This is a genomic window from Streptomyces sp. NPDC047515 (genome assembly GCF_040643055.1).
Classification (GTDB): domain Bacteria; phylum Actinomycetota; class Actinomycetes; order Streptomycetales; family Streptomycetaceae; genus Streptomyces.
In genome coordinates this window covers 42,848-66,675 of the sequence record NZ_JBEYTM010000007.1, presented here as the reverse complement: position 1 = coordinate 66,675, position 23,828 = coordinate 42,848, and the positions used below count along the sequence as shown (strand labels likewise).

Sequence of the window (23,828 nt, the reverse complement as noted above, 5' to 3'; positions counted from 1 at the left end):
CCCTGCGACCGGGGACCGGGCGGGCCCCCTCGTACACGAAGAGGGCCGGCGGGCCCCCTCGTACACGAAGAAGAAGGGGCCCCTCGCACACGTCCCGGGAGACGTGTGCGAGGGGCCCTGCCGCATGCCGATCAGCGGATGAGGCCGGTCGGCGGCGGGTGCTGCCTGCTCAGCCGCCGAACTCCTCCAGGCCCTTGAGCGCCTGATCCAGCAGTGCCTGCCGGCCTTCGAGCTCCTTGGCCAGCTTGTCGGCGCGGGCGTTGTTGCCGGAGGCGCGGGCCGTGTCGATCTGCGTACGCAGCTTGTCCACGGCCGCCTGCAGCTGACCGGTCAGACCGGCGGCACGCGCACGCGCCTCCGGGTTCGTCCGGCGCCACTCCGACTCCTCGGCCTCCTGGAGCGCCCGCTCCACCGCGTGCATCCGCCCCTCGACCTTCGGACGGGCGTCACGCGGCACATGGCCGATGGCCTCCCAGCGCTCGTTGATGGCCCGGAACGCGGCCCTGGCCGCCTTCAGGTCCTTCACGGGCACCAGCTTCTCGGCCTCGACCGCGAGCTCCTCCTTGAGCTTGAGGTTCTCGCCCTGCTCCGCGTCCCGCTCGGCGAAGACCTCGCCGCGGGCGGCGAAGAAGACGTCCTGGGCACCGCGGAAGCGGTTCCACAGATCGTCCTCGGCCTCGCGCTGGGCGCGGCCCGCCGCCTTCCACTCCGTCATCAGGTCGCGATAGCGGGCGGCCGTCGCTCCCCAGTCCGTGGAGCCGGAGAGCGACTCGGCCTCGGTGACCAGCTTCTCCTTGGCCTTACGGGCCTCCTCGCGCTGGGCGTCCAGCGAGGCGAAGTGGGCCTTGCGGCGCTTGGAGAACGCCGAGCGGGCGTGCGAGAAGCGGTGCCACAGCTCGTCATCGGACTTGCGGTCGAGCCGCGGCAGGCCCTTCCACGTGTCGACGAGCGCACGGAGCCGCTCGCCCGCGGAGCGCCACTGCTCGCTCTGTGCCAGCTCCTCGGCCTCGGCGACCAGTGCCTCCTTGGCGTGCTTCGCCTCGTCGGTCTGCTTCGCCTTCTGGGCCTTGCGCTCCTCGCGCCGCGAGTCGACCGTCGCGACCAGCGCGTCGAGTCGCTTGCGCAGCGCGTCGAGGTCTCCGACGGCGTGATGCTCGTCCACCTGGAGCCGCAGATGCTCGATGGCGGTCGTGGCGTCCTTCGCCGACAGATCGGTGGTCTTCACCCGCCGTTCGAGGAGGCCGATCTCGACCACAATGCCCTCGTACTTGCGCTCGAAGTAGGCCAGAGCCTCCTCGGGGGAACCCGCCTGCCACGATCCGACGACCTGTTCGCCATCGGCTGTACGCACGTACACGGTGCCCGTCTCATCGACGCGGCCCCACGGGTCGCTGCTCACAGCGCCTCCTCCACCTGATGCCCGCGAGAGGGTTCGCCCCCCTGGCATCGTCCACAGTTTCCTGGGGCGGGCAGCGCCCGCCCTGCACAACGCCAATCTAGGCGACCGGCCGCCCGGCTGTCCGCACTCAGCGCGGCCGAAAATAATCCGGCCCACCTCGTCGTACCGGCCGGCCCGGTCCCGTCACGACTTGTCGACAGCGGCCTTCGAGATGTCCACGGCCTTCTTCGGCGCACCATCGGCGGCTCCGCCGGCCACCCCCGCCGCACCGATGCCCTTGACGGCCTTCAGCGAGGCGTCGTTCATCGTGCCGAACGGCGTGTAGGTGGGCGGCAGTTTGCTGTCCTTGTACACGAGGAAGAACTGGCTGCCACCGGAGTGCGCCTGGCCGGTGTTCGCCATCGCCACCGTGCCCGCCGGATAGGTGACCGTGCCGTCCTTGCCCGCCTTGCCCAGCGCCGTCAGATTCTCGTCGGGAATCGTGTAGCCGGGGCCGCCCGTGCCGTCTCCCTTGGGGTCACCGCACTGCAGGACGAAAATGCCCTGCGTGGTCAGCCGGTGGCACTTCGTACCGTCGAAGAAGCCCTTGTCGGCGAGCGACTTGAAGGAGTTCGTGGTGTGCGGGGTCTTCGCCGCGTCCATCGTGAACGCGATGTCGCCCTGGCTCGTCTTGAGCGACATCGTGTACTTCGCCGTTTTGTCGATCTCCATCGCGGGCTCGGGCGTGCTGCTCTTGCTCGGCGACGGGGAGTCCGACGGGCTCGCGGCCGCGTCGCTCTTGTCCTTCTTGCCGTCACCGTCCAGGGCGAGATACGAACCGACCCCGACGACCGCCACCACGGCCACCGCGGAAGCGATGACGACGGTCAGCCGCCGCGTCCTGCGGCGAGCCTCCTCCCGGCGCTGCTGCTGCCGCTCGAACTTCTCCCTGGCGAGCTGCCGCCGCCGCTGATCGCTGCTGACCACCGGGTGATCTCCTTGTGGGTCGTGTGATGGGGCCTGGGCTGCCCGTACCGTATATGGGTTAGCTGTGGAATGAGGAGCGCCGGTAGGCTCTGGAGTGCTGCGACCTCCTCAGTCGCGATTCGCCGTCGGACGACCATTAAGGACGATCGTGCTCATTGCCGGGTTCCCCGCCGGGGCCTGGGGGACCAACTGTTACCTGGTCGCCCCGGCCGCAGGCGAGGAGTGCGTGATCATCGACCCCGGCCATCAGGCCGCGTCAGGAGTCGAGGAAGCACTGAAGAAGCATCGGCTGAAGCCCGTCGCCGTCGTACTGACCCACGGCCACATCGACCATGTCGCCTCGGTCGTCCCGGTGTGCGGCGCGCACGACGTCCCCGCCTGGATCCATCCGGAGGACCGGTACATGATGAGCGACCCGGAGAAGGCCCTGGGCCGCTCCATCGGGAGGCCGCTCATGGGTGAGCTGACGGTGGGGGAGCCGGACGACGTCAAGGAACTGAGCGACGGCGCCCTGCTGAAGCTGGCCGGTCTGGAGTTCGGTGTCGCGCACGCGCCGGGCCATACCAAGGGGTCGGTGACGTTCAGGATGCCCGAGGCCGCGGATGTTCCGCAGATCCTCTTCTCGGGCGACCTGCTCTTCGCCGGCTCCGTCGGACGTACCGACCTGCCCGGCGGCGACCACGCCGAGCTGCTTGAGTCGCTGGCCCGTGTGTGCCTGCCGCTCGACGACTCGACCGTGGTGCTGTCCGGCCACGGCCCCCAGACGACCATCGGCCGCGAGCGCGCCTCGAATCCGTATCTGCACGGTATGGACGCGCCCCGACGAGGAATGTGACGAGAGAAAAACCCGTGAGCACCTTCAAGGCCCCCAAGGGCACGTACGACCTGACCCCGCCCGATTCCGCGAAGTACCTCGCGGTGCGCGAGGCGATCGCCGCACCCCTGAAGAACTCCGGCTACGGCTACATCGAGACGCCCGGCTTCGAGGACGTCGCCCTCTTCTCGCGCGGTGTCGGTGAGTCCACCGACATCGTGACCAAGGAGATGTACACCCTCACCACCAAGGGCGGCTCCGAGCTGGCGCTGCGCCCCGAGGGCACCGCGTCCGTGCTGCGCGCCGCTCTGGAGGCCAACCTCCACAAGCTCGGCAACCTGCCCGTGAAGCTCTGGTACTCCGGCTCGTACTACCGCTACGAGCGCCCGCAGAAGGGCCGCTACCGGCACTTCTCGCAGGTCGGTGCCGAGGCCATCGGCGCCGAGGACCCGGTGCTGGACGCCGAGCTGATCATCCTGGCCGACCAGGCGTACCGCACGCTGGGCCTGCGGAACTTCCGCATCCTGCTCAACTCGCTGGGCGACAAGGAGTGCCGCCCGGTTTACCGGGACGCGCTCCAGGGCTTCCTGCGCGAGCTCGACCTGGACGAGGAGACGCGTCGCCGCATCGAGATCAACCCGCTCCGGGTCCTCGACGACAAGCGGCCCGAGGTGCAGCAGCAGCTGGTCGGCGCCCCCGTGCTGCGCGACTACCTGTGCGACGCCTGCAAGGCGTACCACGAGGAGGTGCGCGACCTGCTCTCCGCGGCCGGTGTGGTGTACGAGGACGACGAGAAGCTCGTCCGCGGCCTCGACTACTACACCCGCACCACCTTCGAGTTCGTCCACGACGGGCTCGGCTCGCAGTCCGCGGTGGGCGGCGGTGGACGCTACGACGGCCTGTCCGAGATGATCGGCGGCCCGGCGCTCCCGTCGGTCGGCTGGGCGCTCGGCGTGGACCGTACCGTGCTCGCGCTGGAGGCGGAGGGCATCGAGCTCGAACTGCCCGCGACCACCAGCGTCTTCGCCGTACCGCTGGGCGAGGAGGCCCGGCGGGTGCTCTTCGGGATCGTCACACAACTGCGCCGTGAGGGCGTGGCGGCGGACTTCGCGTACGGAAACCGCGGCCTCAAGGGTGCGATGAAGAGCGCGAACCGGTCGGGAGCGCGGCTGACGATCGTGGCGGGCGAGCGGGATCTGGCCGAGGGACTCGTCCAGCTCAAGGACATGGAGTCCGGCGAGCAGACGGCGGTGCCCCTGACGGTCGTGACCGAGGCGATCCGGGAGCGACTGGCCTAGGTTTTCCGCTCGGATCCCGCCGGACGGACCCGAGTGGCGCGGGGCTCGCCGGACGGGCCGGAACACCGGCTCGTCCGGCGGTCACGCGCGGGGCCGACCGGCGTCACCCCGTTCATCGGCGTCACCCCGCTCAGTGGAGCCGTTCAGTGGCGGACGGTCCGTCCAGCGGACCGGCGTCGGGCATGGCACAGGACAGCCGGCCCGAGTACGGGACACCCGGTGCCGATGTGATGACGTCCCCGTAGCCGCGCGGCCCGGGGAGACGGTGGGCGAAGCGCGTCATCGCCTCGCATGCGTCAACTCGGCGGCCGTGGATTCACCCTGCCGGACGGTTCCCGCCCGCTGTCCCGACGGCGGTTGGCGGATACCGGGTCCACGCCGAGCACCGGGGCCCTCTCCGCGCCGAGCCACGACGGCCCCCGGGGACTGCCAGGCGGCGCTCCTTGCGCCCGTGCCCGGCCCGAGCGCTCCCCGCCTCGACGGATCCCCAGGTCCGAGACGTCGACCACGGCCGGTCCGCCGCAGCGCCCGCGCGGGACGCCCACCGCCACCCCGGCCCCGGTGCGGCCCGGGGCCGTACCCGGACCCGAGTGTTCCGATCCGGTCGTGCACGGAGCTTCACGTACACCTTTATGTCCATCGAACAGAAGCCCAGTGGTGTGGTGCGGCACAATGACCGTGCCCAGCAGGCCACTCACTGATGGAACGGCGATATGACGACTGCAGCGGTTGACCATCCCTCCTCCGACCAGGACGAGGACGGCGTGACGAGGACCATCGGCGGCAGTCGGGCGTTCGCACTGCTGCTGGTGATCACGGGCGCCGCCGGACTCCTCGCCGCCTGGGCCATCACGATCGACAAGTTCAAGTTGCTGGAGGACCCCAACTTCACCCCGGGCTGCAGTCTCAACCCGGTCGTCGCCTGCGGCAACATCATGAAGAGCGAGCAGGCCGCCGCCTTCGGCTTCCCGAACCCGATGCTCGGTCTGGTCACCTACTCAGTGATCATCGGCATCGGTCTGGCGCTGCTTGCGGGCGCCCGCTTCCGCAGCTGGTACTGGCTCGGAATGAACGCCGGCACGCTGTTCGGCGTCGGCTTCTGTACCTGGCTCCAGTACCAGTCGCTCTACAACATCAACTCGCTCTGCCTGTGGTGCTGCCTCGCCTGGGTCGCCACGATCTTCATGTTCTGCTACGTCACCACGCACAACATCAAGCACCGGATCATTCCGGCGCCGAACTGGCTGCGCAGCGGCCTGACGGAGTTCCACTGGGTGCCGCCGGTCCTGTGGATCGGCATCATCGGCATGCTGATCCTGACCCGCTGGTGGGACTTCTGGACCAGCTGACCGGCGCCCGCCGCCCGGCCCCCCGCCGGGCGACCGGCCCGGCAGGGGATGTCAGTGCCGTGACATAGGGTTCAAAACGTGGAGCCCGACCTCTTTACCGCAGCCGCCGAAGACCGCCAGGACAAGGACCCGTCCAGCAGCCCCCTGGCTGTCCGGATGCGCCCGCGCACCCTCGACGAGGTCGTCGGCCAGCAGCATCTGCTCAAGCCGGGCTCGCCGCTGCGCCGTCTCGTCGGCGAGGGGAACGGCGGGCCGGCGGGCCCGTCGTCCGTGATCCTCTGGGGCCCGCCCGGCATCGGGAAGACGACTCTCGCGTATGTGGTCAGCAAGGCCACCAACAAACGCTTCGTCGAGCTCTCCGCGATCACCGCCGGCGTCAAGGAGGTGCGGGCCGTCATCGAGGGCGCCCGTCGTGCGACCGGGGGCTACGGCAAGGAGACGGTCCTCTTTCTCGACGAGATCCACCGCTTCTCCAAGGCGCAGCAGGACTCCCTGCTCCCGGCCGTGGAGAACCGCTGGGTGACCCTGATCGCCGCGACCACCGAGAATCCGTACTTCTCGATCATCTCGCCGCTGCTGTCGCGCTCGCTGCTGCTCACCCTGGAATCCCTCACCGACGACGATCTGCGCGGCCTGCTGCGGCGTGCCCTGGGCGACGAACGCGGACTCGGCGGCGCGGTGGCCCTGCCGAAGGACGCCGAGTCGCATCTGCTGCGCATCGCGGGCGGCGACGCCCGCCGGGCGCTCACGGCGCTGGAGGCCGCGGCCGGTGCGGCGCTGTCCAAGCAGGAGAAGGAGATCAGCCTCCTGACCCTGGAGGAGACCGTCGACCGCGCCGCCGTCACGTACGACCGGGACGGCGACCAGCACTACGACGTGACGAGTGCGCTCATCAAATCGATCCGCGGCTCCGACGTGGATGCCGCGCTCCATTACCTGGCCCGGATGATCGAGGCGGGGGAGGACCCCAGGTTCATCGCCCGGCGGCTGATGATCTCGGCGAGCGAGGACATCGGACTCGCCGACCCCACGGCGCTGCCCACCGCCGTCGCGGCAGCCCAGGCGGTTGCCATGATCGGATTCCCGGAGGCGGCGCTCATCCTGAGCCAGGCCACGATCGCCCTGGCGCTCGCCCCCAAGTCCAATGCGGCGACACTGGCGATCTTCGCCGCCCAGGAGGATGTACGGAAGGGACTCGCGGGCCCCGTCCCGGCGCATCTGCGTGACGGCCACTACAAGGGCGCTGCCAAACTGGGCCATGCCGTGGGCTATGTGTATCCGCACGATGTCCCCGGAGGTATCGCCGCCCAGCAGTACGCCCCGGACGCAGTCCGTGACCAGCGGTACTACCAGCCCACGCGCTACGGCGCGGAGGCGCGCTACGCGGATGTGGTGGAGCGGGTCCGTGGGCGGCTCGGCCGCACGGGCCCCGACGGCGGCGCGAGCCCGTCCGCCGGCTGAGCACGACGGAGAAGGGAGCTCGGGGGCCGCTGAAGACGTGCAGGGCCTTGAAGCGCGGGGGTCTTTCGGCTCAGCTCGCCGAGGCCTCGAAGAGCGTGTGCATGGCGTGGCGCAGCTCGCCGATGTCGTGCACCGGCCCGGGGAACTCGAAGCGTGCATCGAAGCAGCGGTCGCGGTCCTCGCACAGACGCACCCGCAGTCCGTACCGGTCCAGCGCGAGCGGCACCACGGAGGACCGGCGGGCCGCGCGGGAATGAGCCGGACGCTCGCCGAGCAGCCCGTACAGCGCGTCCAACTGTTCGCCGTGCGCCGCGTGCAGATGCTGGAGCAGCTCCGCCTCGTGTCCGACGAGCGGGTCGGGGGCCGCGTCCCGGAACGCGTCGGGTTCGACCTCCTCGGCGCCCCACAGATCGTCGATGTACGCCTTGCCCGTCTCCAGCCGCAGCGTCGTCCGGCCGGGCCCGGACAGGCCCGGTACGGTGGTGAGCCGGCCGGAGACCCACGCGCGAGCGCGGATGCGGTGGGGCACGGAGACCGGGGCGACGTCCGTGAGCTCCAGCACAGCGGTCAGCTCGTCGTCCTCGGCGTGCGGCGCCGCCCGTACGGCCGGGGAATCCGCGGGGAGTTCGAGGAACAGATCCCCGTCGGGGCCCACGTGCCTGGTCAGCGGCATCAGCTGATGCGGACCTGCGGTGTTCAGCCCGGGGACGAGCAGTACCGCCGAACAGGTACTCTGTACGAGAGTTCGTGTGCGCTCGGCTGCTGACGGCATCCGAGTGTTTTCAAGCCCGCCGGGACGCGGCTGACCACGATCTGATCGGTCCTCCGTCGTATCGGCACCCTGAGAGGTGTCGACGCTGTCAGTGCTGTCCGTGATGTGTGTGGTGTTCCCCGGGCGAGACATGCGATCTCCTCAAGTAAGGTGAGCCTAACCTAACCTACAACGGAGGTCTGGAGAACGTGCCTAACCAGTCGCGTCCCAAGGTCAAGAAGAGCCGCGCGCTCGGCATCGCGCTGACGCCGAAGGCCGTCAAGTACTTCGAGGCCCGCCCCTACCCGCCGGGCGAGCACGGCCGTGGCCGCAAGCAGAACTCGGACTACAAGGTCCGTCTGCTGGAGAAGCAGCGCCTGCGTGCCCAGTACGACATCAGCGAGCGCCAGATGGCGCGTGCCTACGACCGCGCCAAGAAGGCCGAAGGCAAGACGGGCGAGGCGCTCGTCGTCGAGCTGGAGCGTCGCCTCGACGCCCTGGTGCTGCGTTCGGGCATTGCCAGGACCATCTACCAGGCCCGCCAGATGGTCGTCCACGGTCACATCGAGGTCGACGGCCACAAGGTCGACAAGCCGTCCTTCCGTGTCCGTCCCGACAACATCGTGATGGTCCGCGAGCGCAGCCGCGACAAGCACCCCTTCCAGGTTGCCCGCGCCGGTGGCTACGCCCCCGACGGTGAGACCCCGCGCTACCTGCAGGTGAACCTGCAGGCCCTGGCCTTCCGTCTTGACCGGGACCCGAACCGCAAGGAAATCCCCGTGATCTGCGACGAGCAGCTCGTCGTCGAGTACTACGCCCGCTGATCCAGGCATAGCCGCCCTCAGCAGCGCTCCGGCCCGCCCCTCCCCGATGTACGGGAGGCGGCGGGCCTCCGCGTTTTCCCGGGGCCGGGCAGCCGGACCAGCGGCTGCGCCGGTTGCGCGGGCCCGCTCCTGAGCGCCCTGGCCACCGCCGCGTCCAGATCGAGCTGCCCACCCGCCCGCAGCCCCGACTCGTAGGGACCGTCGCCCAGCTCCCGGCGGGCCAGCTCCTCGCACATGTCGTCCGTGAGGAGCGCCAAACACCCCATCCGGTGCACCGCGTACGCGAGCGCCGTGGAGTCGCCCGCCCGGTCCGCCTCGTCCCGGCACTCCTGCAGCGCGCAGACCGCACCGACCGGGTCGCCCTGCAGCACGGCCACATGTCCGAGCACCCACAACGCCTTCAGCCGCGAGGAGTCGTACGATGACTCCTCCTCCAGCACATGGTTCAGCCAGTGCCTGCCCTCCGAGAGGCGTCCGCATCCCACCCAGAGGAACCAGAGGGTGCCCGCCAGATACTGCGCGAGATGCGCCTCGCCCGCGCTGTCCAGCGAACACTCCATCGCCCGCCGCAGATTCGGCAGTTCGCTCTCCACCCGGGCGGCCGCCTCGTCCTGCCGCGGGCTGAACCAGTCGAGCTCGCACATCGTCGCAAGCCCCAGGAACCAGTCCCGGTGGCGGCGTCTCAACCGGTCCGTCCCACCCGTGGCCGCCAGCCACTCGGCGCCGTACTCGCGCACCGTGTCCAGCATCCGGTAGCGGGTGCCGGCCACCGAGTCCTCACGCAGGACGACGGACTGCGTCAGCAGCCCGGACAGCACGTCGAGCACCGATTCGGCCGGCAGATCGGCGCCGCTGCAGATGTATTCGACAGCCTCCAGATCGAACTGCCCGGCGAACACCGAGAGCCGCGCCCACAGCAGCCGCTGCTCCGGCGCGCAGAGCTCATGACTCCAGCCGATGGCCGTACGGAGTGTCTGGTGGCGCGCCAGCGCGCTGCGGCTGGAGCCGGTCAGCAGCTGGAGGCGGTCGTCCAGGCGCTGCAGCACCTGCTCGGTGGACAGGGCGCGCAGCCGTCCGGCGGCCAGTTCGAGCGCGAGCGGGATTCCGTCCAGCCGGTGGCACAGCTCGCGCGCGGTCGTGCGGTTGTGGTCGGTCAGCCGGAACTCCGGCCGTACCGCGGCGGCCCGCTCCTCGAAGAGGAGCATCGCGTCCTCGTCGGTCATCGGCGCGAGCGGGAAGGTGACCTCGCCGTCCAGTTCCAGGGGCAGCCGCCCGGCGGCCAGCACCCGCAGTCGGGGGGCCCGGCGCAGCAGTTCACGTACCAGCTCGGCGCAGGCGTCCACGAAGTGCTCGAACCCATCGATCACCAGGAGCAGTTGGCGCCCGGCGAGATGTTCGAGGAGTGTCGTGCGCGGTGGTCTGCCGGTGTGATCGGTGAGTCCGAGGGCGTCGACCAGTGCGTGGTCCAGCAGCTCCGGATCGTGGAGGGCGGACAGCTCCACCATCCAGACGCCGTCGCAGTACCGTTTCTCCAGAAGTGTCGCGATCTTGGCTGCGCAGCGGGTCTTGCCCACTCCGCCGACCCCGACCACGGTGACGAGCCTCGACTCGTTCAGCAGCCGACCGAGGTCGGCCAGTTCGTCCTTCCGCCCCACGAATCTGTTCAGTTCCGCCGGGAGATTGCCGAGGGCGCCGGCAGGGCCGCTCGGATCGTGGGGGGTCGGGCGGGAGCGCTGGGGGCGTCGCATGAAACACGCAGAGTATTGGTTCGGAAGCTCTCCGTACAATCTCCTTATGGCAACTCGGGCCTTCCCGCCGGTAATGCGGTACGGGGCGCGACCACCGGCGCGATAGGCTCGGGAGGCGACGGCTGGCTGTGGTGACAGCGGTCGCCGGACCGAGCAGAGACAGACAGTACAGAGACAGCGACAAGCTAGAGAGCGGTGCACTGTGTCCGGTGGAGAGGTGGCCGGGATCCTGGTGGCCGTCTTCTGGGCGATCCTGGTTTCGTTCCTCGCCGTCGTACTGGTGAGGCTGGCCCAGACGCTCAGGGCGACCACCAAGCTCGTGGCGGACGTGACCGAGCAGGCGGTCCCGCTGCTTGCCGACGCCTCCGCCACCGTGCGTTCCGCGCAGACCCAGCTCGACAAGGTCGACGCGATCGCGACGGACGTCCAGGAAGTCACCTCGAACGCCTCGGCGCTCTCCACCACCGTCGCCTCGGCCTTCGGCGGCCCGCTCGTCAAGGTCGCCGCGTTCGGTTACGGGGTACGGCAGGCCATCGGCCGCAAGGCCGATCCGGAATCCGAATCTGCCCGTCGGCCGGCCCGTCACACGGTGATCGTCGGCCGCACCGTGCCGTCCGCGCGCGGCAGGAAGCGCAACGGCAGAAACTCCCGCGGATCTAAGGACTGACGCAGCGATGTTCCGCCGTACGTTCTGGTTCACCGCCGGCGCAGCCGCCGGTGTCTGGGCCACCACCAAGGTCAACCGGAAACTCAGGCAGCTGACCCCGGAGAGTCTCGCGGCGCAGGCCGCGGACAAGGCGATCGAGACCGGCCACAAGCTCAAGGACTTCGCTCTGGACGTCCGTGAGTCGATGGCCCGGCGAGAGGCCGAACTGGGCGAGGCGCTGGGCCTGGAGGCGCCGGTCGACCCCGACCTCCCCGTACGACGTCATTTCGCCGTCGAGGCGGCCGAACCCGTCGGACCGGACAGGCCCCTCGACGTCGGCAACCACCGCAAGCTCCCCTACAACTCGTACAACCGGAATGAGGACCACTGATGGAGTCGGCTGAAATTCGTCGCCGCTGGCTGAGCTTCTTCGAGGAGCGCGGCCACACCGTCGTCCCTTCGGCGTCGCTCATCGCGGACGACCCGACTCTGCTGCTGGTCCCCGCGGGCATGGTCCCCTTCAAGCCGTACTTCCTGGGCGAGGTCAAGCCGCCCGCGCCGCGGGTCACCAGCGTGCAGAAGTGTGTCCGTACGCCGGACATCGAGGAGGTCGGCAAGACCACCCGGCACGGCACGTTCTTCCAGATGTGCGGCAACTTCTCCTTCGGGGACTACTTCAAGGAAGGCGCCATCAGCTACGCCTGGGAGGCTCTGACGAGCTCCGTGGCGGACGGCGGCTTCGGTCTCGACCCCGAGCGGCTGTGGATCACGGTCTATCTGGACGACGACGAGGCCGAGCAGATCTGGCGCGACAAGATCGGCGTACCGGCTGAGCGCATCCAGCGCCTGGGCAAGAAGGACAACTTCTGGTCCATGGGTGTCCCGGGTCCGTGCGGCCCGTGCTCCGAGATCAACTACGACCGCGGCCCCGAGTTCGGGGTCGAGGGCGGCCCGGCCGTCAACGACGAGCGGTACGTGGAGATCTGGAACCTGGTCTTCATGCAGTACGAGCGGGGCGCCGGTGACGGCAAGGAGGACTTCCCGATCCTCGGCGACCTGCCGTCGAAGAACATCGACACGGGTCTGGGCCTGGAACGCCTCGCCATGATCCTGCAGGGCGTACAGAACATGTACGAGACCGACACCCTGCGCGTCGTCATGGACAAGGCCACCGAGCTGACTGGTGTGCGGTACGGCGCCGACCACGGCTCGGACGTCTCGCTGCGCGTGGTCGCCGACCACATCCGCACCTCCGTGATGCTCATCGGTGACGGCGTCACCCCCGGCAACGAGGGCCGCGGCTACGTGCTGCGCCGCATCATGCGCCGAGCCATCCGCAACATGCGGCTGATGGGTGCCACCGGACCGGTCGTCCAGGACCTGGTCGATGTCGTGATCGACACGATGGGGCAGCAGTACCCGGAGCTGCTTACCGACCGCAAGCGTATCGAGACCGTCGCCCTCGCCGAGGAGGCCGCGTTCCTCAAGGCCCTCAAGGGCGGCACCAACATCCTCGACACCGCCGTCACGGAGACCAAGGCCGGCGGTGGCAAGGTCCTCGCCGGCGACAAGGCGTTCCTGCTCCACGACACCTGGGGTTTCCCGATCGACCTCACCCTGGAGATGGCCGCCGAACAGGGCCTCTCGGTCGACGAGGACGGCTTCCGCCGCCTGATGAGGGAGCAGCGGGAGCGGGCCAAGGCCGACGCCAAGGCGAAGAAGACCGGCCATGCCGACCTCTCCGCCTACCGCGAGGTCGCCGACCACTCCGGCATCACCGAGTTCACCGGCTACACCGCCACCGAGGGCGAGTCGACGATCGTCGGCCTGCTCGTCGACGGCGTGCCCTCGCCCGCCGCCTCCGAGGGTGACGAGGTCGAAGTCGTCCTGGACCGCACCCCGTTCTACGCCGAGGGCGGCGGCCAGCTCGCCGACCAGGGTCGGATCCGGCTCGACAGCGGTGCCGTCATCCAGGTCCGCGACGTCCAGCAGCCCGTCCCCGGCGTCTCCGTCCACAAGGGTTCGGTGCAGGTCGGCGAGGTGACCGTCGGCGCCAGTGCCTACGCCGCCATCGACAACACCCGCCGCCGCGCCATCGCCCGCGCCCACAGCGCCACGCACCTCACGCACCAGGCGCTGCGTGACGCGCTGGGACCGACGGCCGCCCAGGCCGGTTCGGAGAACTCGCCGGGCCGCTTCCGCTTCGACTTCGGTTCGCCCGCCGCCGTACCCGGCACGGTACTCACCGACGTCGAGCAGAAGATCAACGAGGTGCTCGCCCGCGAACTCGACGTCCAGGCCGAGGTCATGCCGATCGACGAGGCCAAGAAGCAGGGCGCCATCGCCGAGTTCGGCGAGAAGTACGGCGAGCAGGTCCGGGTCGTCACCATCGGCGACTTCTCCAAGGAGCTCTGCGGCGGCACGCACGTGCACAACACCGCCCAGCTGGGCCTGGTGAAGCTGCTCGGCGAATCGTCCATCGGTTCCGGCGTGCGCCGCATCGAGGCCCTCGTCGGCGTCGACGCGTACAACTTCCTCGCCAGGGAGCACACGGTCGTCGCCCAGCTCCAGGAGCTGGTCAAGGGCCGTCCCGAGGAGCTTCCGGAGAAGATCGCCGGAATGCTCGGCAAGCTGAAGGACGCCGAGAAGGAGATCGAGAAGTTCCGCGCGGAGAAGGTCCTCCAGGCCGCTGCCGGACTGGTCGATTCCGCCAAGGACGTACGCGGCGTCGCCCTGGTCACGGGCCAGGTACCGGACGGCACCTCGGCCGATGACCTGCGAAAGCTCGTCCTGGACGTCCGAGGACGCATCCAGGGCGGCCGACCGGCCGTCGTGGCCCTGTTCACCACCGCCAACGGCCGTCCCCTGACCGTGATCGCCACCAACGAGGCCGCCCGGGAACGCGGGCTCAAGGCCGGTGACCTGGTCCGTACGGCCGCCAAGACCCTCGGCGGCGGTGGCGGCGGCAAGCCGGACGTCGCCCAGGGCGGCGGCCAGGACCCCGAGGCCATCGGCGCGGCCGTGGCCGCGGTCGAACGCCTCGTCACCGAGACGGCGTGACGGCGGGGATGACGCGTATGCGCCGCGGTCGTCGGCTCGCGATCGATGTCGGGGACGCCCGGATCGGGGTCGCCTCGTGCGACCCCGACGGGATCCTCGCGACGCCGGTGGAGACCGTTCCGGGGCGCGATGTCCCGGCGGCCCACCGGCGGCTCGGACAGATCGTCCAGGAGTACGAGCCGATCGAGATCATCATTGGCCTGCCGCGGTCCCTCGGCGGCGGTGAAGGACCCGCCGCCGCCAAGATCCGCGTTTTCGCCCAGGAGGTCGCCCGCTCGGTCGCACCCATTCCGGTGCGACTGGTGGACGAGAGGATGACCACAGTAACGGCGAGTCAGGGACTGCGCGCCTCGGGCGTGAAGTCCAGGAAAGGCCGTTCCGTCATCGATCAGGCTGCCGCTGTGGTGATCCTTCAGAACGCTCTGGAGTCCGAACGGGCGTCAGGCAGAGCCCCGGGCGAAGGCGTCGAAACGGTTGGCTGATCGCGATACGGTAACGTTCCGCGCGATGTGGCGGTGTTCGAACAAATACCGCACAGCAAAGAGGCGGAACGTCGTCTCGCGGCTCTAGGGGATCGATGACTGAGTATGGCCGGGGCCCCGGCTCCGAACCGTGGCATCCCGAGGACCCCTTGTACGGGGACCAGGGGTGGGGAGGGCAGCAGTCCGCCCACGGCCAGAACCAGTACGGCGGCGGGCAGCAGCCCTACCCTCAGGACCCGTACGCGCAGCAGTCGCACCCGCAGCAGCAGGACCCGTACGCGCAGCAGGATCCGTACGCGCAGCAGCAACAGCAATTCCCGGACTCGTACGCACAGCAGCAGCCTAACCAGCCGCAGCAGCCGGCGTACGGGGTCCCGCAGGATCCGTATGCGCAGCAGCAACCCCAGCAGCCTCAGTACGACAACGGCGGCTGGGACACCGGGCAGCAGTCCGCCGGGATGCCCTACGACCCCCAGGCGCCGGCCGACCCCTACGACGGCGGGCAGCCCGGTTACGGCGAGACGCCCGACCACTACGGCACGCCGGAGGCCTACCCGCCGCCGCAGCCCCCGGGCCGCCGGCAGGCCGTTCCTGAGCAGCCCCCCGCGCAGAGTCCCGACTGGGACCCGGAGGTCCAGCCGGAGGAGACCCACCCCTTCTTCACGGGCGCGGACGACGGGGGCGACAAGGACGACGAGTACGACGACGACCCGCGTGAGTCACGCCGCGGCGGTCGCGGCGGCAACGAACGCCGGGGCAAGGGCAAGAAGAAGAGCCGCAGCGGCTGCGCGTGCCTGGTCGTCTCGCTGGTCCTGGTCGGCGGCCTCGGGGGAGTGGGCTACCTCGGATACTCGTACTGGCAGGACAAGTTCGGCGCGGCGCCCGACTACACCGGGACCGGCACCGGCGACGTCGAGGTCGAGATCGCGAAGGGCGCCCTCGGCTACGACATCGGCAACATCCTGAAGCAGAAGGGCGTCGTCAAGAGCGTCGACGCGTTCGTCGCCGCGCAGAACGACAACCCCAAGGGCAAGTCCATCCAGGCAGGCGTCTATCTGCTCCACGAGAAGATGTCCGCGGCCGAGGCCGTGAAGATGATGCTCGACCCGAAGAGCCAGAATCTTCTGATCATTCCCGAGGGTTCCCGCAATGTCGCCGTCTACGCGTTGGTCGACAAGAAGCTGGGTCTCAAAAAGGGAACGACCAAGGGAATTGCCACGTCCCAGGAGTCCGGCCTCGGTCTGCCCGATTGGGCGAGCAATGGCAAGGACATCAAGGACCCCCTGGAAGGATTCCTTTACCCGGCCGCATATCCGGTCACCAAGGAAACCAAGCCGGAGGCTCTCCTCAAGAAGATGGTCTCCCGCGCCAACGAGGAGTACGACAAGCTCGACCTCGAGGGAACGGCCAAGAAGTACAACCTGGACGGTCCATGGCAGGTTCTCACTGTCGCCAGCCTGGTCCAGGCGGAGGGCCTCACGCACGACGACTTCCGCAAGATGGCCGAAGTCGTCTACAACCGCTTGAAGCCGGACAACACGGTCACGAACCGTAAGCTTGAATTCGACTCCGCATTCAATTACCTCAAGAATCAGAGCGAGATCAAGATCCGGTCGAGTGAGATCCGGACCAATCCGGACCCGTACAACACCTACTACCACGCCGGTCTGCCGCCCGGTCCCATCAGCAATCCCGGCGACGAAGCCCTGCGTGCGACGCTCAATCCCACCGGCGACGGGTGGATGTTCTTCATCTCGCTCGACGGCAAGAAGACCCAGTTCACCAAGACGGCCGCCGAGCACGAGAAGCTCAACCAGAAGTTCAAGGAACAGCATGACCTCGGCTGACCCGCGTCACCGGGCGGCCGTTCTCGGCTCGCCCATCGCCCACTCGCTCTCCCCAGTCCTGCACCGGGCCGCGTATGCCGAACTCGGCCTCACCCACTGGACATACGACCGGTTCGAGGTCGACGAGGCGGGCCTGCCCGCCTTCATCGAGGGGCTTGACTCCGCCTGGGCCGGGCTCTCGCTGACCATGCCGCTCAAGCGGGCGATCATCCCGCTGCTCGACTCCGTCAGCGAGACGGCCTCCTCGGTCGAGGCTGTGAACACGGTCGTGTTCACTGAAGCTGGCCGTCGTGTCGGCGATAACACCGACATCCCCGGTATGATCGCGGCTCTACGCGAGCGAGGCGTGGAAAAGGTGGAGTCCGCCGCCGTCCTCGGCGCCGGAGCCACCGCCTCCTCGGCCGTTGCCGCCCTCGCGGCGATTTGCACGGGGCCAGTCACTGCCTACGTACGCAGCCGGGAACGCGGCGACGAGATGCGCGGCTGGGGGGAACGGATTGGCGTCCAAATGCGCACCGCTGATTGGGCGGATGCGGCTGAGGCTTTCCGGGCACCGCTGGTTATCGCGACGACACCTGCTGGCGCCACGGACGCGCTCGTGACTGCGATCCCCGCACGGCTAGGTGTCCTCTTCGACGTGCTCTATGACCCGTGGCCGACTGTCCTGGCGGCAGGTTGGTCGGCACATGGCGGTGCCGTGATCGGTGGCCTCGACCTGCTGGTGCACCAGGCTGCCCTTCAAGTGGAGCAGATGACACACCTCCCACTGCTTCCGCTTGCCGTTATGCGTGCCGCAGGGGAGGCAGCACTTTCATCCCGATGAATCGGAGGTCTGCGGTGCTCTGCCTGTGCCTCTACTGAATTCGCCCTGGCCGACTCCGGCCAGGGCGAATTCATGATTTATTGAAATTTTACTGGCGCTGTTCAGCCGCAGTTTCCAAGTGGGCTCGTGTATGTTTCGTACCAGCCGCTAGATGCGCCACTCTGGAATGTGTTGCCCCAAAACTGTACACACTTCCCGGCGGCGTTGACGTAAACTGGGCCAGCGTAATAGGCGTATGAGCCTTCGTCCTTGACCCAGGATCCGCCCTCGGCGCGGATTCCGGCGCCCAGAGTGGTCTTGCCTCCGTAGAAAGACGACGAATTTGGGTGCTTCAAGGTGACTGCGCAGTTCCGCTTGGAGCCGGAGTTGTAGAGCTGGAAGGAGGTGACGCCCTGCGTAGCGCTACTAGACAGTTGCTGAGATCTTTGGACGTAGTAGCCTGACCCGCAAATTGATACAGCCGTGTCTGCGAGACTTGCGGCGTGGGCTGGACTCCCGAGGAGTATTGAACTGAAGAGCGCTGTGGTGGCTCCAACTGTGGAGACTCTTCGGGCTGCTGTCAGCATGAATTCCTCATCTCTGGAATTATCAACCGATTCGCGATGGCTGTCGTTGATCCTATCTGATTGATCGCGTTGATGGGTGGTAAATTTCCCAATCGTAGTTTGTGTCAATTTTCGTTGTATGCTCTCAAGTTTCTTTATCTGTTAATTTTCAACGCTTTGGGCGTCTCGGTTGTTTCACCGTGACCGCTTTGCACGCGTCCGTCTGCTGGACCGGCGACCGGTTCACGCCCGCGGGCGTGGGAGGATCGAAGGCGGCGGGCCAGGGTCGCGCACCCGGTCGCGCCGTCGCAGTTCCAGGCGCGAGCATGAGGAGCACCGTTGAGCAGGTTGCGCTGGCTGACCGCGGGGGAGTCGCACGGCCCCGCACTCGTGGCGACGCTGGAGGGTCTTCCCGCCGGCGTCCCGATCACCACGGAGATGGTGGCGGACGCACTCGCCCGGCGGCGGCTCGGATACGGCCGCGGTGCGCGGATGAAGTTCGAGAGGGACGAGGTCACCTTCCTCGGCGGGGTGCGCCACGGTCTCACGATGGGCTCCCCGGTCGCCGTGATGGTGGGCAACACCGAGTGGCCCAAGTGGGAACAGGTCATGGCGGCCGACCCGGTCGACCCTGAGGAACTGGCCGCGCTGGCCCGCAACGCCCCGCTGACGCGCCCGCGGCCCGGTCACGCTGACCTCGCGGGCATGCAGAAGTACGGCTTCGACGAGGCCCGGCCGATCCTGGAGCGCGCCAGCGCCCGTGAGACGGCGGCCCGGGTCGCGCTCGGCGCCGTCGCGCGGTCGTACCTCAAGGAGACCGCGGGCATCGAGATCGTCAGCCATGTCGTCGAGCTGGCCGCGGCCAAGGCTCCGTACGGCGTCCTGCCGACGCCCGCCGACGTCGAGCGGCTCGACGCCGACCCGGTGCGCTGCCTGGACGCCGACGCGAGCAAGGCGATGGTCGCCGAGATCGACCAGGCCCACAAGGACGGCGACACCCTCGGCGGTGTGGTCGAGGTGCTGGCGTACGGGGTGCCCGTCGGCCTCGGCTCGCACGTGCACTGGGACCGCCGTCTCGACGCCCGGCTCGCCGCGGCCCTGATGGGCATCCAGGCCATCAAGGGGGTCGAGGTCGGCGACGGCTTCGATCTGGCCCGGGTTCCCGGCTCCAAGGCGCACGACGAGATCCTGGTCACCGACGACGGCATCAAGCGCGCATCCGGCCGCTCCGGCGGCACCGAGGGCGGTCTGACCACCGGCGAGCTGCTGCGGGTCCGTGCCGCGATGAAGCCCATCGCGACCGTGCCCCGCGCGCTCGCCACCGTCGACGTCGTCACCGGTGAACCCGCCAAGGCTCACCACCAGCGCTCCGATGTCTGTGCCGTTCCGGCTGCGGGCATCGTCGCCGAGGCGATGGTCGCGCTGGTCCTGGCCGACGCCGTGGCCGAGAAGTTCGGCGGGGACAGCGTCCCCGAGACCCGCCGCAATGTGCGGTCGTACCTCGACCACCTCCAGATCCGATGACCGGCCCCTTGATCGTCCTCGTCGGCCCGATGGGCGTGGGCAAGTCCACGGTCGGTGAACTGCTCGCGGACCGGCTCGGCACCACCTACCGGGACACCGACGCGGACGTCGTCGCCACGGCCGGCAAGCCGATTCCGGAGATCTTCTACGACGAGGGCGAGGAACACTTCCGGGAGCTGGAGCGACAGGCCGTGCACGCCGCCGTCGCCGAGCACACCGGTGTCCTCTCCCTCGGCGGCGGTGCCGTGCTGGACGACACCACCCGAGCGCTGCTCGCCGGTCACCCCGTCGTCTATCTCTCGATGGACGTGGAGGAGGCCGTCAAGCGGGTCGGCCTGAACACCGCCCGCCCGCTGCTCGCCGTCAACCCTCGCCGCCAGTGGCGCGAACTGATGGACGCCCGCCGCCACCTGTACACCGAGGTGGCCCGCGCGACCGTCGCCACCGACGAGCGCACCCCCGAAGAGGTCGCCCAGGCGGTCCTCGACGCACTGGAACTGCCGGAACGCACGGACGACCCCGTCACCCCCGGCCGGGAGAACACATGACCGAGCAGGGCCCCACCCGTATCCGGATCGCCGGCAGCGCGGGCACCGACCCGTACGAGGTGCTGATCGGCCAGCAGCTGCTGGGTGAGCTGCCGGCGCTCGTCGGCGACCGCGCCAAGCGGGTCGCCGTCCTGCACCCCGAGGCGCTCGCCGAGACCGGTGAGGCGGTCCGCCAGGACCTCGCCGCGCAGGGCTACGAGGCCATCGCGATCCAGCTGCCGAACGCCGAGGAGGCCAAGACCGTCGAGGTCGCGGCGTACTGCTGGAAGGCGCTCGGGCAGACCGGTTTCACCCGCACCGACGTCATCGTCGGCGTCGGCGGCGGAGCCACCACCGATGTGGCCGGATTCGTCGCGGCGACCTGGCTGCGCGGGGTGCGCTGGATCGCCGTGCCCACCACCGTCCTCGCCATGGTCGACGCGGCCGTCGGCGGGAAGACCGGCATCAACACCGCCGAGGGCAAGAATCTCGTCGGCGCCTTCCACCCGCCCGCCGGGGTCCTGTGCGACCTCGCCGCCCTGGACTCGCTGCCCGTCCACGACTACGTCAGCGGCATGGCCGAGATCATCAAGGCCGGCTTCATCGCCGATCCGGTGATCCTCGACCTCATCGAGGCCGATCCGGAGGGCGCCCGTACCCCCACCGGGCCGCACACCGCCGAGCTGATCGAACGCGCCATCCGGGTCAAGGCCGAGGTCGTCTCCAGCGACCTCAAGGAATCCGGACTGCGCGAGATCCTCAACTACGGCCACACCCTGGCCCACGCCATCGAGAAGAACGAGCGCTACAAGTGGCGTCACGGCGCGGCCGTGTCGGTGGGTATGGTCTTCGCCGCGGAGCTGGGCAGGCTGGCCGGACGCCTCGACGACGCCACCGCCGACCGGCACCGCGCGGTCCTGGAGTCCGTCGGACTGCCGCTCACCTACCGCGGCGACCAGTGGCCCAAGCTGCTGGAGAACATGAAGGTCGACAAGAAGTCCCGCGGCGACCTGCTGCGCTTCATCGTCCTCGACGGGCTCGGCAAGCCCACCGTGCTGGAGGGCCCCGACCCGGCCGTGCTGCTCGCCGCCTACGGGGAGGTGTCGGCGTGACCCGCCGGGTTCTCGTCCTGAACGGTCCGAATCTCGGCCGGCTCGGCTCCCGCGAGCCCGATGTGTACGGCGCCACGTCGTACGCCGGACTCGTCGAAACCTGTCAGGCTCTCGGCAAGGAGCTCGGTTTCGATGTCGACGTCCGGGAGACCAACGACGAGGGAGAGCTGATCCGCTGGCTTCACGAGGCAGCGGACGGTTCAGTTCCGGTCGTTCTCAACCCGGGGGCGTTCACCCACTATTCGTACGGAATGCGGGACGCGGCGGCCCAGCGCACCGCCCCGCTGATCGAGGTGCACATCTCGAATCCGTACGCACGGGAGGAATTCCGCCACAACTCCGTGGTCGCACCGGTCGCCACGGGAACCGTGGCCGGATTCGGCATCGGTTCCTACCGCCTCGCCCTGCGTGCTCTCGCCGACGAGCTGACCGACTGACGGACCGGCACACCGGCACACCGGAAGGCCGAGCGGCCGACCGGGCACTGTGCGCCGTCCCCGACCGTTGCCTCTGTGGCGGCCGGGGACGGTACGGTTGCCGTTCCACCAGCGGCAGCCCCTAGTTGCCTGTACGAGACGGAGTGGCACCGGATGCAGCACGCAGTGGGGGCCCCGCTGCCGCCGCCCCAAGGCCCCGGAGGCGGACCTGTCGGCTGGACGCACCAGGCCCGACATCCCGGACCGCCGGGGCCGCCGCCCACCACCCCTCCCACGCCCCAGGGCTGGAGCGGACCTGCCCCGCAGCACGCCCCGCCTCCCTCCAGGGAGACCGCCGGACACGTCCAGCTGCCGCCCGGCGGCCCCGTCCCGTTGCCCGCGCGGCCTGCCGAGCCCAGCACCGGCAGCGCGACCCTCGCCGTCCTCCTGATCGGCCCAGCGGGCGCCGGCAAGACCACCGTGGCCAAGCTCTGGGCCAGCCGCCGCCGGGTTCCCACGGCCCACGTCAGCCTCGACGACGTCCGTGAATGGGTCTGCTCCGGCTTCGCCGACCCGCAGGCCGGATGGAACGACCACTCCGAGGCCCAGTACCGCCTCGCCCGCCGCACCTGCGGCTTCGCCGCCCGCAACTTCCTGGCCAACGGCATCTCCTGCATCCTGGACGACGCCGTCTTCCCGGACCGGCCGGTCGTCGGCCTCGGCGGGTGGAAGCGCCATGTCGGCCCCGGGCTGCTGCCCGTCGTGCTGCTGCCCGGTCTGGAGATCGTGCTGGAACGCAATGCGGCCCGCAGCGGCAACCGCCGCCTCTCGGACGAGGAGGTCGCCCGGATCCACGGCCGGATGGCCGGCTGGTACGGCTCCGGACTGCCGATCATCGACAACTCGACCTACGACGTGGAGACCACCGCCCGCGTCCTGGACGACATACTCGCCCGTTCCATAGCCAGCCCGCCGGCCTGGTGAACCCCGGGGGACGCTGAGCAGGCCCGGTGACGAGTCCGGCCGCGGCCCCCGGTCGGATGCGCTGACCGAGCAGGCACGCGCAAGCGCTCGTAGGCTCGTGACATGTCAGACGTGTACGCCGTCCGCCGCGGGCTGCTCCGCGACCGGTGCGCCGCCGTCGGATCCGCGGCCGCTCTGGTCTCCCGCCCCGCCAACGTCCGCTACCTCGCGGGCGGAGCGCCCCCCGGTGCCGTGCTGCTGCTCGGCCCCGGCGAGGACGTCCTGCTCTGCGCCCGCGAGCCGACCGGCGAGCCCGCCGAAGGACGTACCGACGATCAGCTGCGGGTGTCCTCGCTGCCCGCCACCGACGGCGATCCGGCGGTCGCGGCCGCCGATCTGGCCGGCGCCTCGGGTGCGGAGTCCCTCGCCGTCGAGGAACACCATCTGACGGTTGCCCGCCACCGGGCCATGGGCTCGGTCGCCCCCCGGCTCCGGCTGGCCGATCTCGGAGCCACGGTCGAACAGCTGAGGGTCGTCAAGGACGAGGAGGAGATCGCCTGTCTGCGGATCGCGGCGGAGATCACCGACCAGGCCCTGGGCGAACTCCTCGAATCCATCCTGGTGGGGCGCACCGAACGGCATCTCGCCCTGGAGCTGGAGAGGCGCCTGGTGGACCACGGCGCCGACGGCCCCGCCTTCGCCACCTCGGTGGCCACCGGGCCGAACTCCGGCCAGGGCCGCCACCGGCCCTCGGACCGGCGGGTGGAGGAAGGGGATTTCCTCTCCGTCTGCCTCGGTGCGAACTATCGCGGCTACCGCTGCGAGATCGGCCGTACGTTTGTCATCGGGACGACGCCCGCCGACTGGCAGATCGAGCTCTACGACCTGGTTTTCGCCGCTCAGCGGGCCGGACGCGAGGCCCTCGTGCCCGGTGCCGCGTACCGCGATGTGGACCGCGCCGCCCGCCATCTCCTGGACTCGGCGGGCCACGGCGGGGGTCTCGTGCCCTGGACCGGGCACGGGGTGGGGCTCGAAATCGACGAGGACCCGCAGCTGACACCTGCAGCCATGGGTAAACTGGACGCTTGTGTGCCGGTCACCGTCGAACCGGGGGTCCACCTCCCGGGCCGGGGCGGGGTCCGGATCGATGACACGCTCGTCGTGCGCCCCGAGGCGGACGGCGGACCCGAGCTACTCACCATTACGACCAAGGAGCTGCTCGCGCTCTAGCGCGCATCCTCGGTCGTTCCACCAGCTTCAGTCCAGGAGATTC

At 69.4% G+C, this 23,828-nt stretch carries 21 protein-coding genes; 17 read left to right on the top strand and 4 right to left on the bottom strand.

Features of this window, described 5'->3' with window-relative positions; all coding sequences use genetic code 11:
- Positions 1–169 precede the first annotated feature (169 nt).
- On the bottom strand, positions 170–1,399 hold the full coding sequence (locus tag ABZ826_RS08060) for a DUF349 domain-containing protein (RefSeq protein ID WP_361443988.1): 1,230 nt from the start codon (positions 1,397–1,399) through the stop codon (positions 170–172).
- Between the two features lie 183 nt (positions 1,400–1,582).
- Positions 1,583–2,365, bottom strand: coding sequence for a peptidylprolyl isomerase (locus ABZ826_RS08055; RefSeq protein WP_361443985.1), 783 nt, complete (start codon positions 2,363–2,365; stop codon positions 1,583–1,585).
- Between the two features lie 148 nt (positions 2,366–2,513).
- Here ABZ826_RS08055 and ABZ826_RS08050 point away from each other — a divergent pair, with 148 nt between their 5' ends.
- The 4 genes from ABZ826_RS08050 to ABZ826_RS08035 all read left to right on the top strand — a co-directional run bounded on the left by ABZ826_RS08050 (position 2,514) and on the right by ABZ826_RS08035 (position 7,287).
- On the top strand, positions 2,514–3,200 hold the full coding sequence (locus ABZ826_RS08050; protein ID WP_361443982.1) for an MBL fold metallo-hydrolase: 687 nt from the start codon (positions 2,514–2,516) through the stop codon (positions 3,198–3,200).
- 14 nt (positions 3,201–3,214) lie between these two features.
- Entirely contained in the window at positions 3,215–4,477 is a 1,263-nt protein-coding gene (gene hisS / locus ABZ826_RS08045) for a histidine--tRNA ligase (RefSeq protein WP_361443979.1), read from the top strand.
- Positions 4,478–5,190: 713 nt separating this feature from the next.
- The gene (locus tag ABZ826_RS08040) at positions 5,191–5,826 is read left to right on the top strand and encodes a vitamin K epoxide reductase family protein (protein WP_361443976.1); all 636 of its coding nucleotides are present in this window, start codon (positions 5,191–5,193) and stop codon (positions 5,824–5,826) included.
- Between the two features lie 78 nt (positions 5,827–5,904).
- Positions 5,905–7,287, top strand: a complete 1,383-nt coding sequence (locus tag ABZ826_RS08035; protein ID WP_361443973.1) for a replication-associated recombination protein A — start codon at positions 5,905–5,907, stop codon at positions 7,285–7,287.
- A gap of 70 nt (positions 7,288–7,357) precedes the next feature.
- Here the strand turns inward: ABZ826_RS08035 and ABZ826_RS08030 are convergent, their stop codons facing one another.
- Positions 7,358–8,059 (bottom strand): DUF2470 domain-containing protein, encoded by a 702-nt coding sequence (locus ABZ826_RS08030; protein WP_361443970.1) that lies wholly within the window; start codon positions 8,057–8,059, stop codon positions 7,358–7,360.
- Between the two features lie 188 nt (positions 8,060–8,247).
- Here ABZ826_RS08030 and rpsD point away from each other — a divergent pair, with 188 nt between their 5' ends.
- Entirely contained in the window at positions 8,248–8,862 is a 615-nt protein-coding gene (gene rpsD / locus ABZ826_RS08025) for a 30S ribosomal protein S4 (RefSeq protein WP_361443967.1), read from the top strand.
- A gap of 17 nt (positions 8,863–8,879) precedes the next feature.
- Here the strand turns inward: rpsD and ABZ826_RS08020 are convergent, their stop codons facing one another.
- A complete protein-coding gene (locus ABZ826_RS08020; RefSeq protein ID WP_361443964.1) occupies positions 8,880–10,610 on the bottom strand; it encodes an AAA family ATPase in 1,731 nt (576 codons plus the stop codon).
- Positions 10,611–10,827: 217 nt separating this feature from the next.
- Between ABZ826_RS08020 and ABZ826_RS08015 the strand changes: the two genes are divergently transcribed.
- From ABZ826_RS08015 to ABZ826_RS07960, 12 genes are all read left to right on the top strand, one after another.
- Positions 10,828–11,277, top strand: coding sequence for a DUF948 domain-containing protein (locus tag ABZ826_RS08015; RefSeq protein ID WP_361444373.1), 450 nt, complete (start codon positions 10,828–10,830; stop codon positions 11,275–11,277).
- 7 nt (positions 11,278–11,284) lie between these two features.
- Positions 11,285–11,647: a DUF6167 family protein gene (locus tag ABZ826_RS08010; RefSeq protein ID WP_361443961.1), complete on the top strand. Its 363-nt coding sequence runs from the start codon at positions 11,285–11,287 to the stop codon at positions 11,645–11,647.
- Positions 11,647–14,316 (top strand): alanine--tRNA ligase, encoded by a 2,670-nt coding sequence (alaS, locus tag ABZ826_RS08005; RefSeq protein WP_361443958.1) that lies wholly within the window; start codon positions 11,647–11,649, stop codon positions 14,314–14,316. The genes ABZ826_RS08010 and alaS overlap by 1 nt, the downstream gene beginning before the upstream one ends.
- Positions 14,317–14,324: 8 nt before the next feature.
- The gene (ruvX, locus tag ABZ826_RS08000; protein ID WP_361443955.1) at positions 14,325–14,798 is read left to right on the top strand and encodes a Holliday junction resolvase RuvX; all 474 of its coding nucleotides are present in this window, start codon (positions 14,325–14,327) and stop codon (positions 14,796–14,798) included.
- A 95-nt stretch (positions 14,799–14,893) separates the two neighbouring features.
- Positions 14,894–16,645, top strand: a complete 1,752-nt coding sequence (mltG, locus tag ABZ826_RS07995; RefSeq protein WP_361443952.1) for an endolytic transglycosylase MltG — start codon at positions 14,894–14,896, stop codon at positions 16,643–16,645.
- Positions 16,632–17,468 carry a shikimate dehydrogenase gene (locus ABZ826_RS07990; protein ID WP_361443949.1) on the top strand — a complete coding sequence of 279 codons (837 nt, stop codon included), beginning with the start codon at positions 16,632–16,634 and terminating at the stop codon, positions 17,466–17,468. The genes mltG and ABZ826_RS07990 overlap by 14 nt, the downstream gene beginning before the upstream one ends.
- 884 nt (positions 17,469–18,352) lie before the next feature.
- Positions 18,353–19,537: a chorismate synthase gene (gene aroC, locus ABZ826_RS07985; protein WP_361443946.1), complete on the top strand. Its 1,185-nt coding sequence runs from the start codon at positions 18,353–18,355 to the stop codon at positions 19,535–19,537.
- Entirely contained in the window at positions 19,534–20,085 is a 552-nt protein-coding gene (locus tag ABZ826_RS07980) for a shikimate kinase (RefSeq protein ID WP_361443943.1), read from the top strand. The genes aroC and ABZ826_RS07980 overlap by 4 nt, the downstream gene beginning before the upstream one ends.
- Complete coding sequence (gene aroB / locus ABZ826_RS07975) at positions 20,082–21,176, top strand: 3-dehydroquinate synthase (RefSeq protein WP_361443940.1); 1,095 nt, start codon at positions 20,082–20,084, stop codon at positions 21,174–21,176. Before ABZ826_RS07980 ends, aroB begins: the two co-directional genes overlap by 4 nt.
- Positions 21,173–21,613, top strand: coding sequence for a type II 3-dehydroquinate dehydratase (gene aroQ / locus ABZ826_RS07970; RefSeq protein WP_361443937.1), 441 nt, complete (start codon positions 21,173–21,175; stop codon positions 21,611–21,613). Before aroB ends, aroQ begins: the two co-directional genes overlap by 4 nt.
- Before the next feature lie 153 nt (positions 21,614–21,766).
- Positions 21,767–22,576 carry a Pro-rich N-terminal domain-containing protein gene (locus tag ABZ826_RS07965; protein WP_361443934.1) on the top strand — a complete coding sequence of 270 codons (810 nt, stop codon included), beginning with the start codon at positions 21,767–21,769 and terminating at the stop codon, positions 22,574–22,576.
- Positions 22,577–22,678: 102 nt separating this feature from the next.
- Complete coding sequence (locus ABZ826_RS07960) at positions 22,679–23,785, top strand: aminopeptidase P family protein (RefSeq protein ID WP_361443931.1); 1,107 nt, start codon at positions 22,679–22,681, stop codon at positions 23,783–23,785.
- Positions 23,786–23,828: the final 43 nt, after the last annotated feature.

Excerpts from the sequence above, each read along its gene's own strand:
- ABZ826_RS08030 (WP_361443970.1), bottom strand. The coding sequence starts at position 8,059 with ATGCCGTCAGCAGCCGAGCGCACACGAACTCTCGTACAGAGTACCTGT.
- alaS (WP_361443958.1), top strand. The coding sequence starts at position 11,647 with ATGGAGTCGGCTGAAATTCGTCGCCGCTGGCTGAGCTTCTTCGAGGAG.
- ABZ826_RS08010 (WP_361443961.1), top strand. The coding sequence starts at position 11,285 with ATGTTCCGCCGTACGTTCTGGTTCACCGCCGGCGCAGCCGCCGGTGTC.
- ABZ826_RS07960 (WP_361443931.1), top strand. The coding sequence starts at position 22,679 with ATGTCAGACGTGTACGCCGTCCGCCGCGGGCTGCTCCGCGACCGGTGC.
- ABZ826_RS08020 (WP_361443964.1), bottom strand. The coding sequence starts at position 10,610 with ATGCGACGCCCCCAGCGCTCCCGCCCGACCCCCCACGATCCGAGCGGC.
- aroB (WP_361443940.1), top strand. The coding sequence starts at position 20,082 with ATGACCGAGCAGGGCCCCACCCGTATCCGGATCGCCGGCAGCGCGGGC.
- ABZ826_RS08040 (WP_361443976.1), top strand. The coding sequence starts at position 5,191 with ATGACGACTGCAGCGGTTGACCATCCCTCCTCCGACCAGGACGAGGAC.
- ABZ826_RS07965 (WP_361443934.1), top strand. The coding sequence starts at position 21,767 with ATGCAGCACGCAGTGGGGGCCCCGCTGCCGCCGCCCCAAGGCCCCGGA.
- ABZ826_RS07980 (WP_361443943.1), top strand. The coding sequence starts at position 19,534 with ATGACCGGCCCCTTGATCGTCCTCGTCGGCCCGATGGGCGTGGGCAAG.
- ABZ826_RS07990 (WP_361443949.1), top strand. The coding sequence starts at position 16,632 with ATGACCTCGGCTGACCCGCGTCACCGGGCGGCCGTTCTCGGCTCGCCC.
- mltG (WP_361443952.1), top strand. The coding sequence starts at position 14,894 with ATGACTGAGTATGGCCGGGGCCCCGGCTCCGAACCGTGGCATCCCGAG.
- ruvX (WP_361443955.1), top strand. The coding sequence starts at position 14,325 with ATGACGCGTATGCGCCGCGGTCGTCGGCTCGCGATCGATGTCGGGGAC.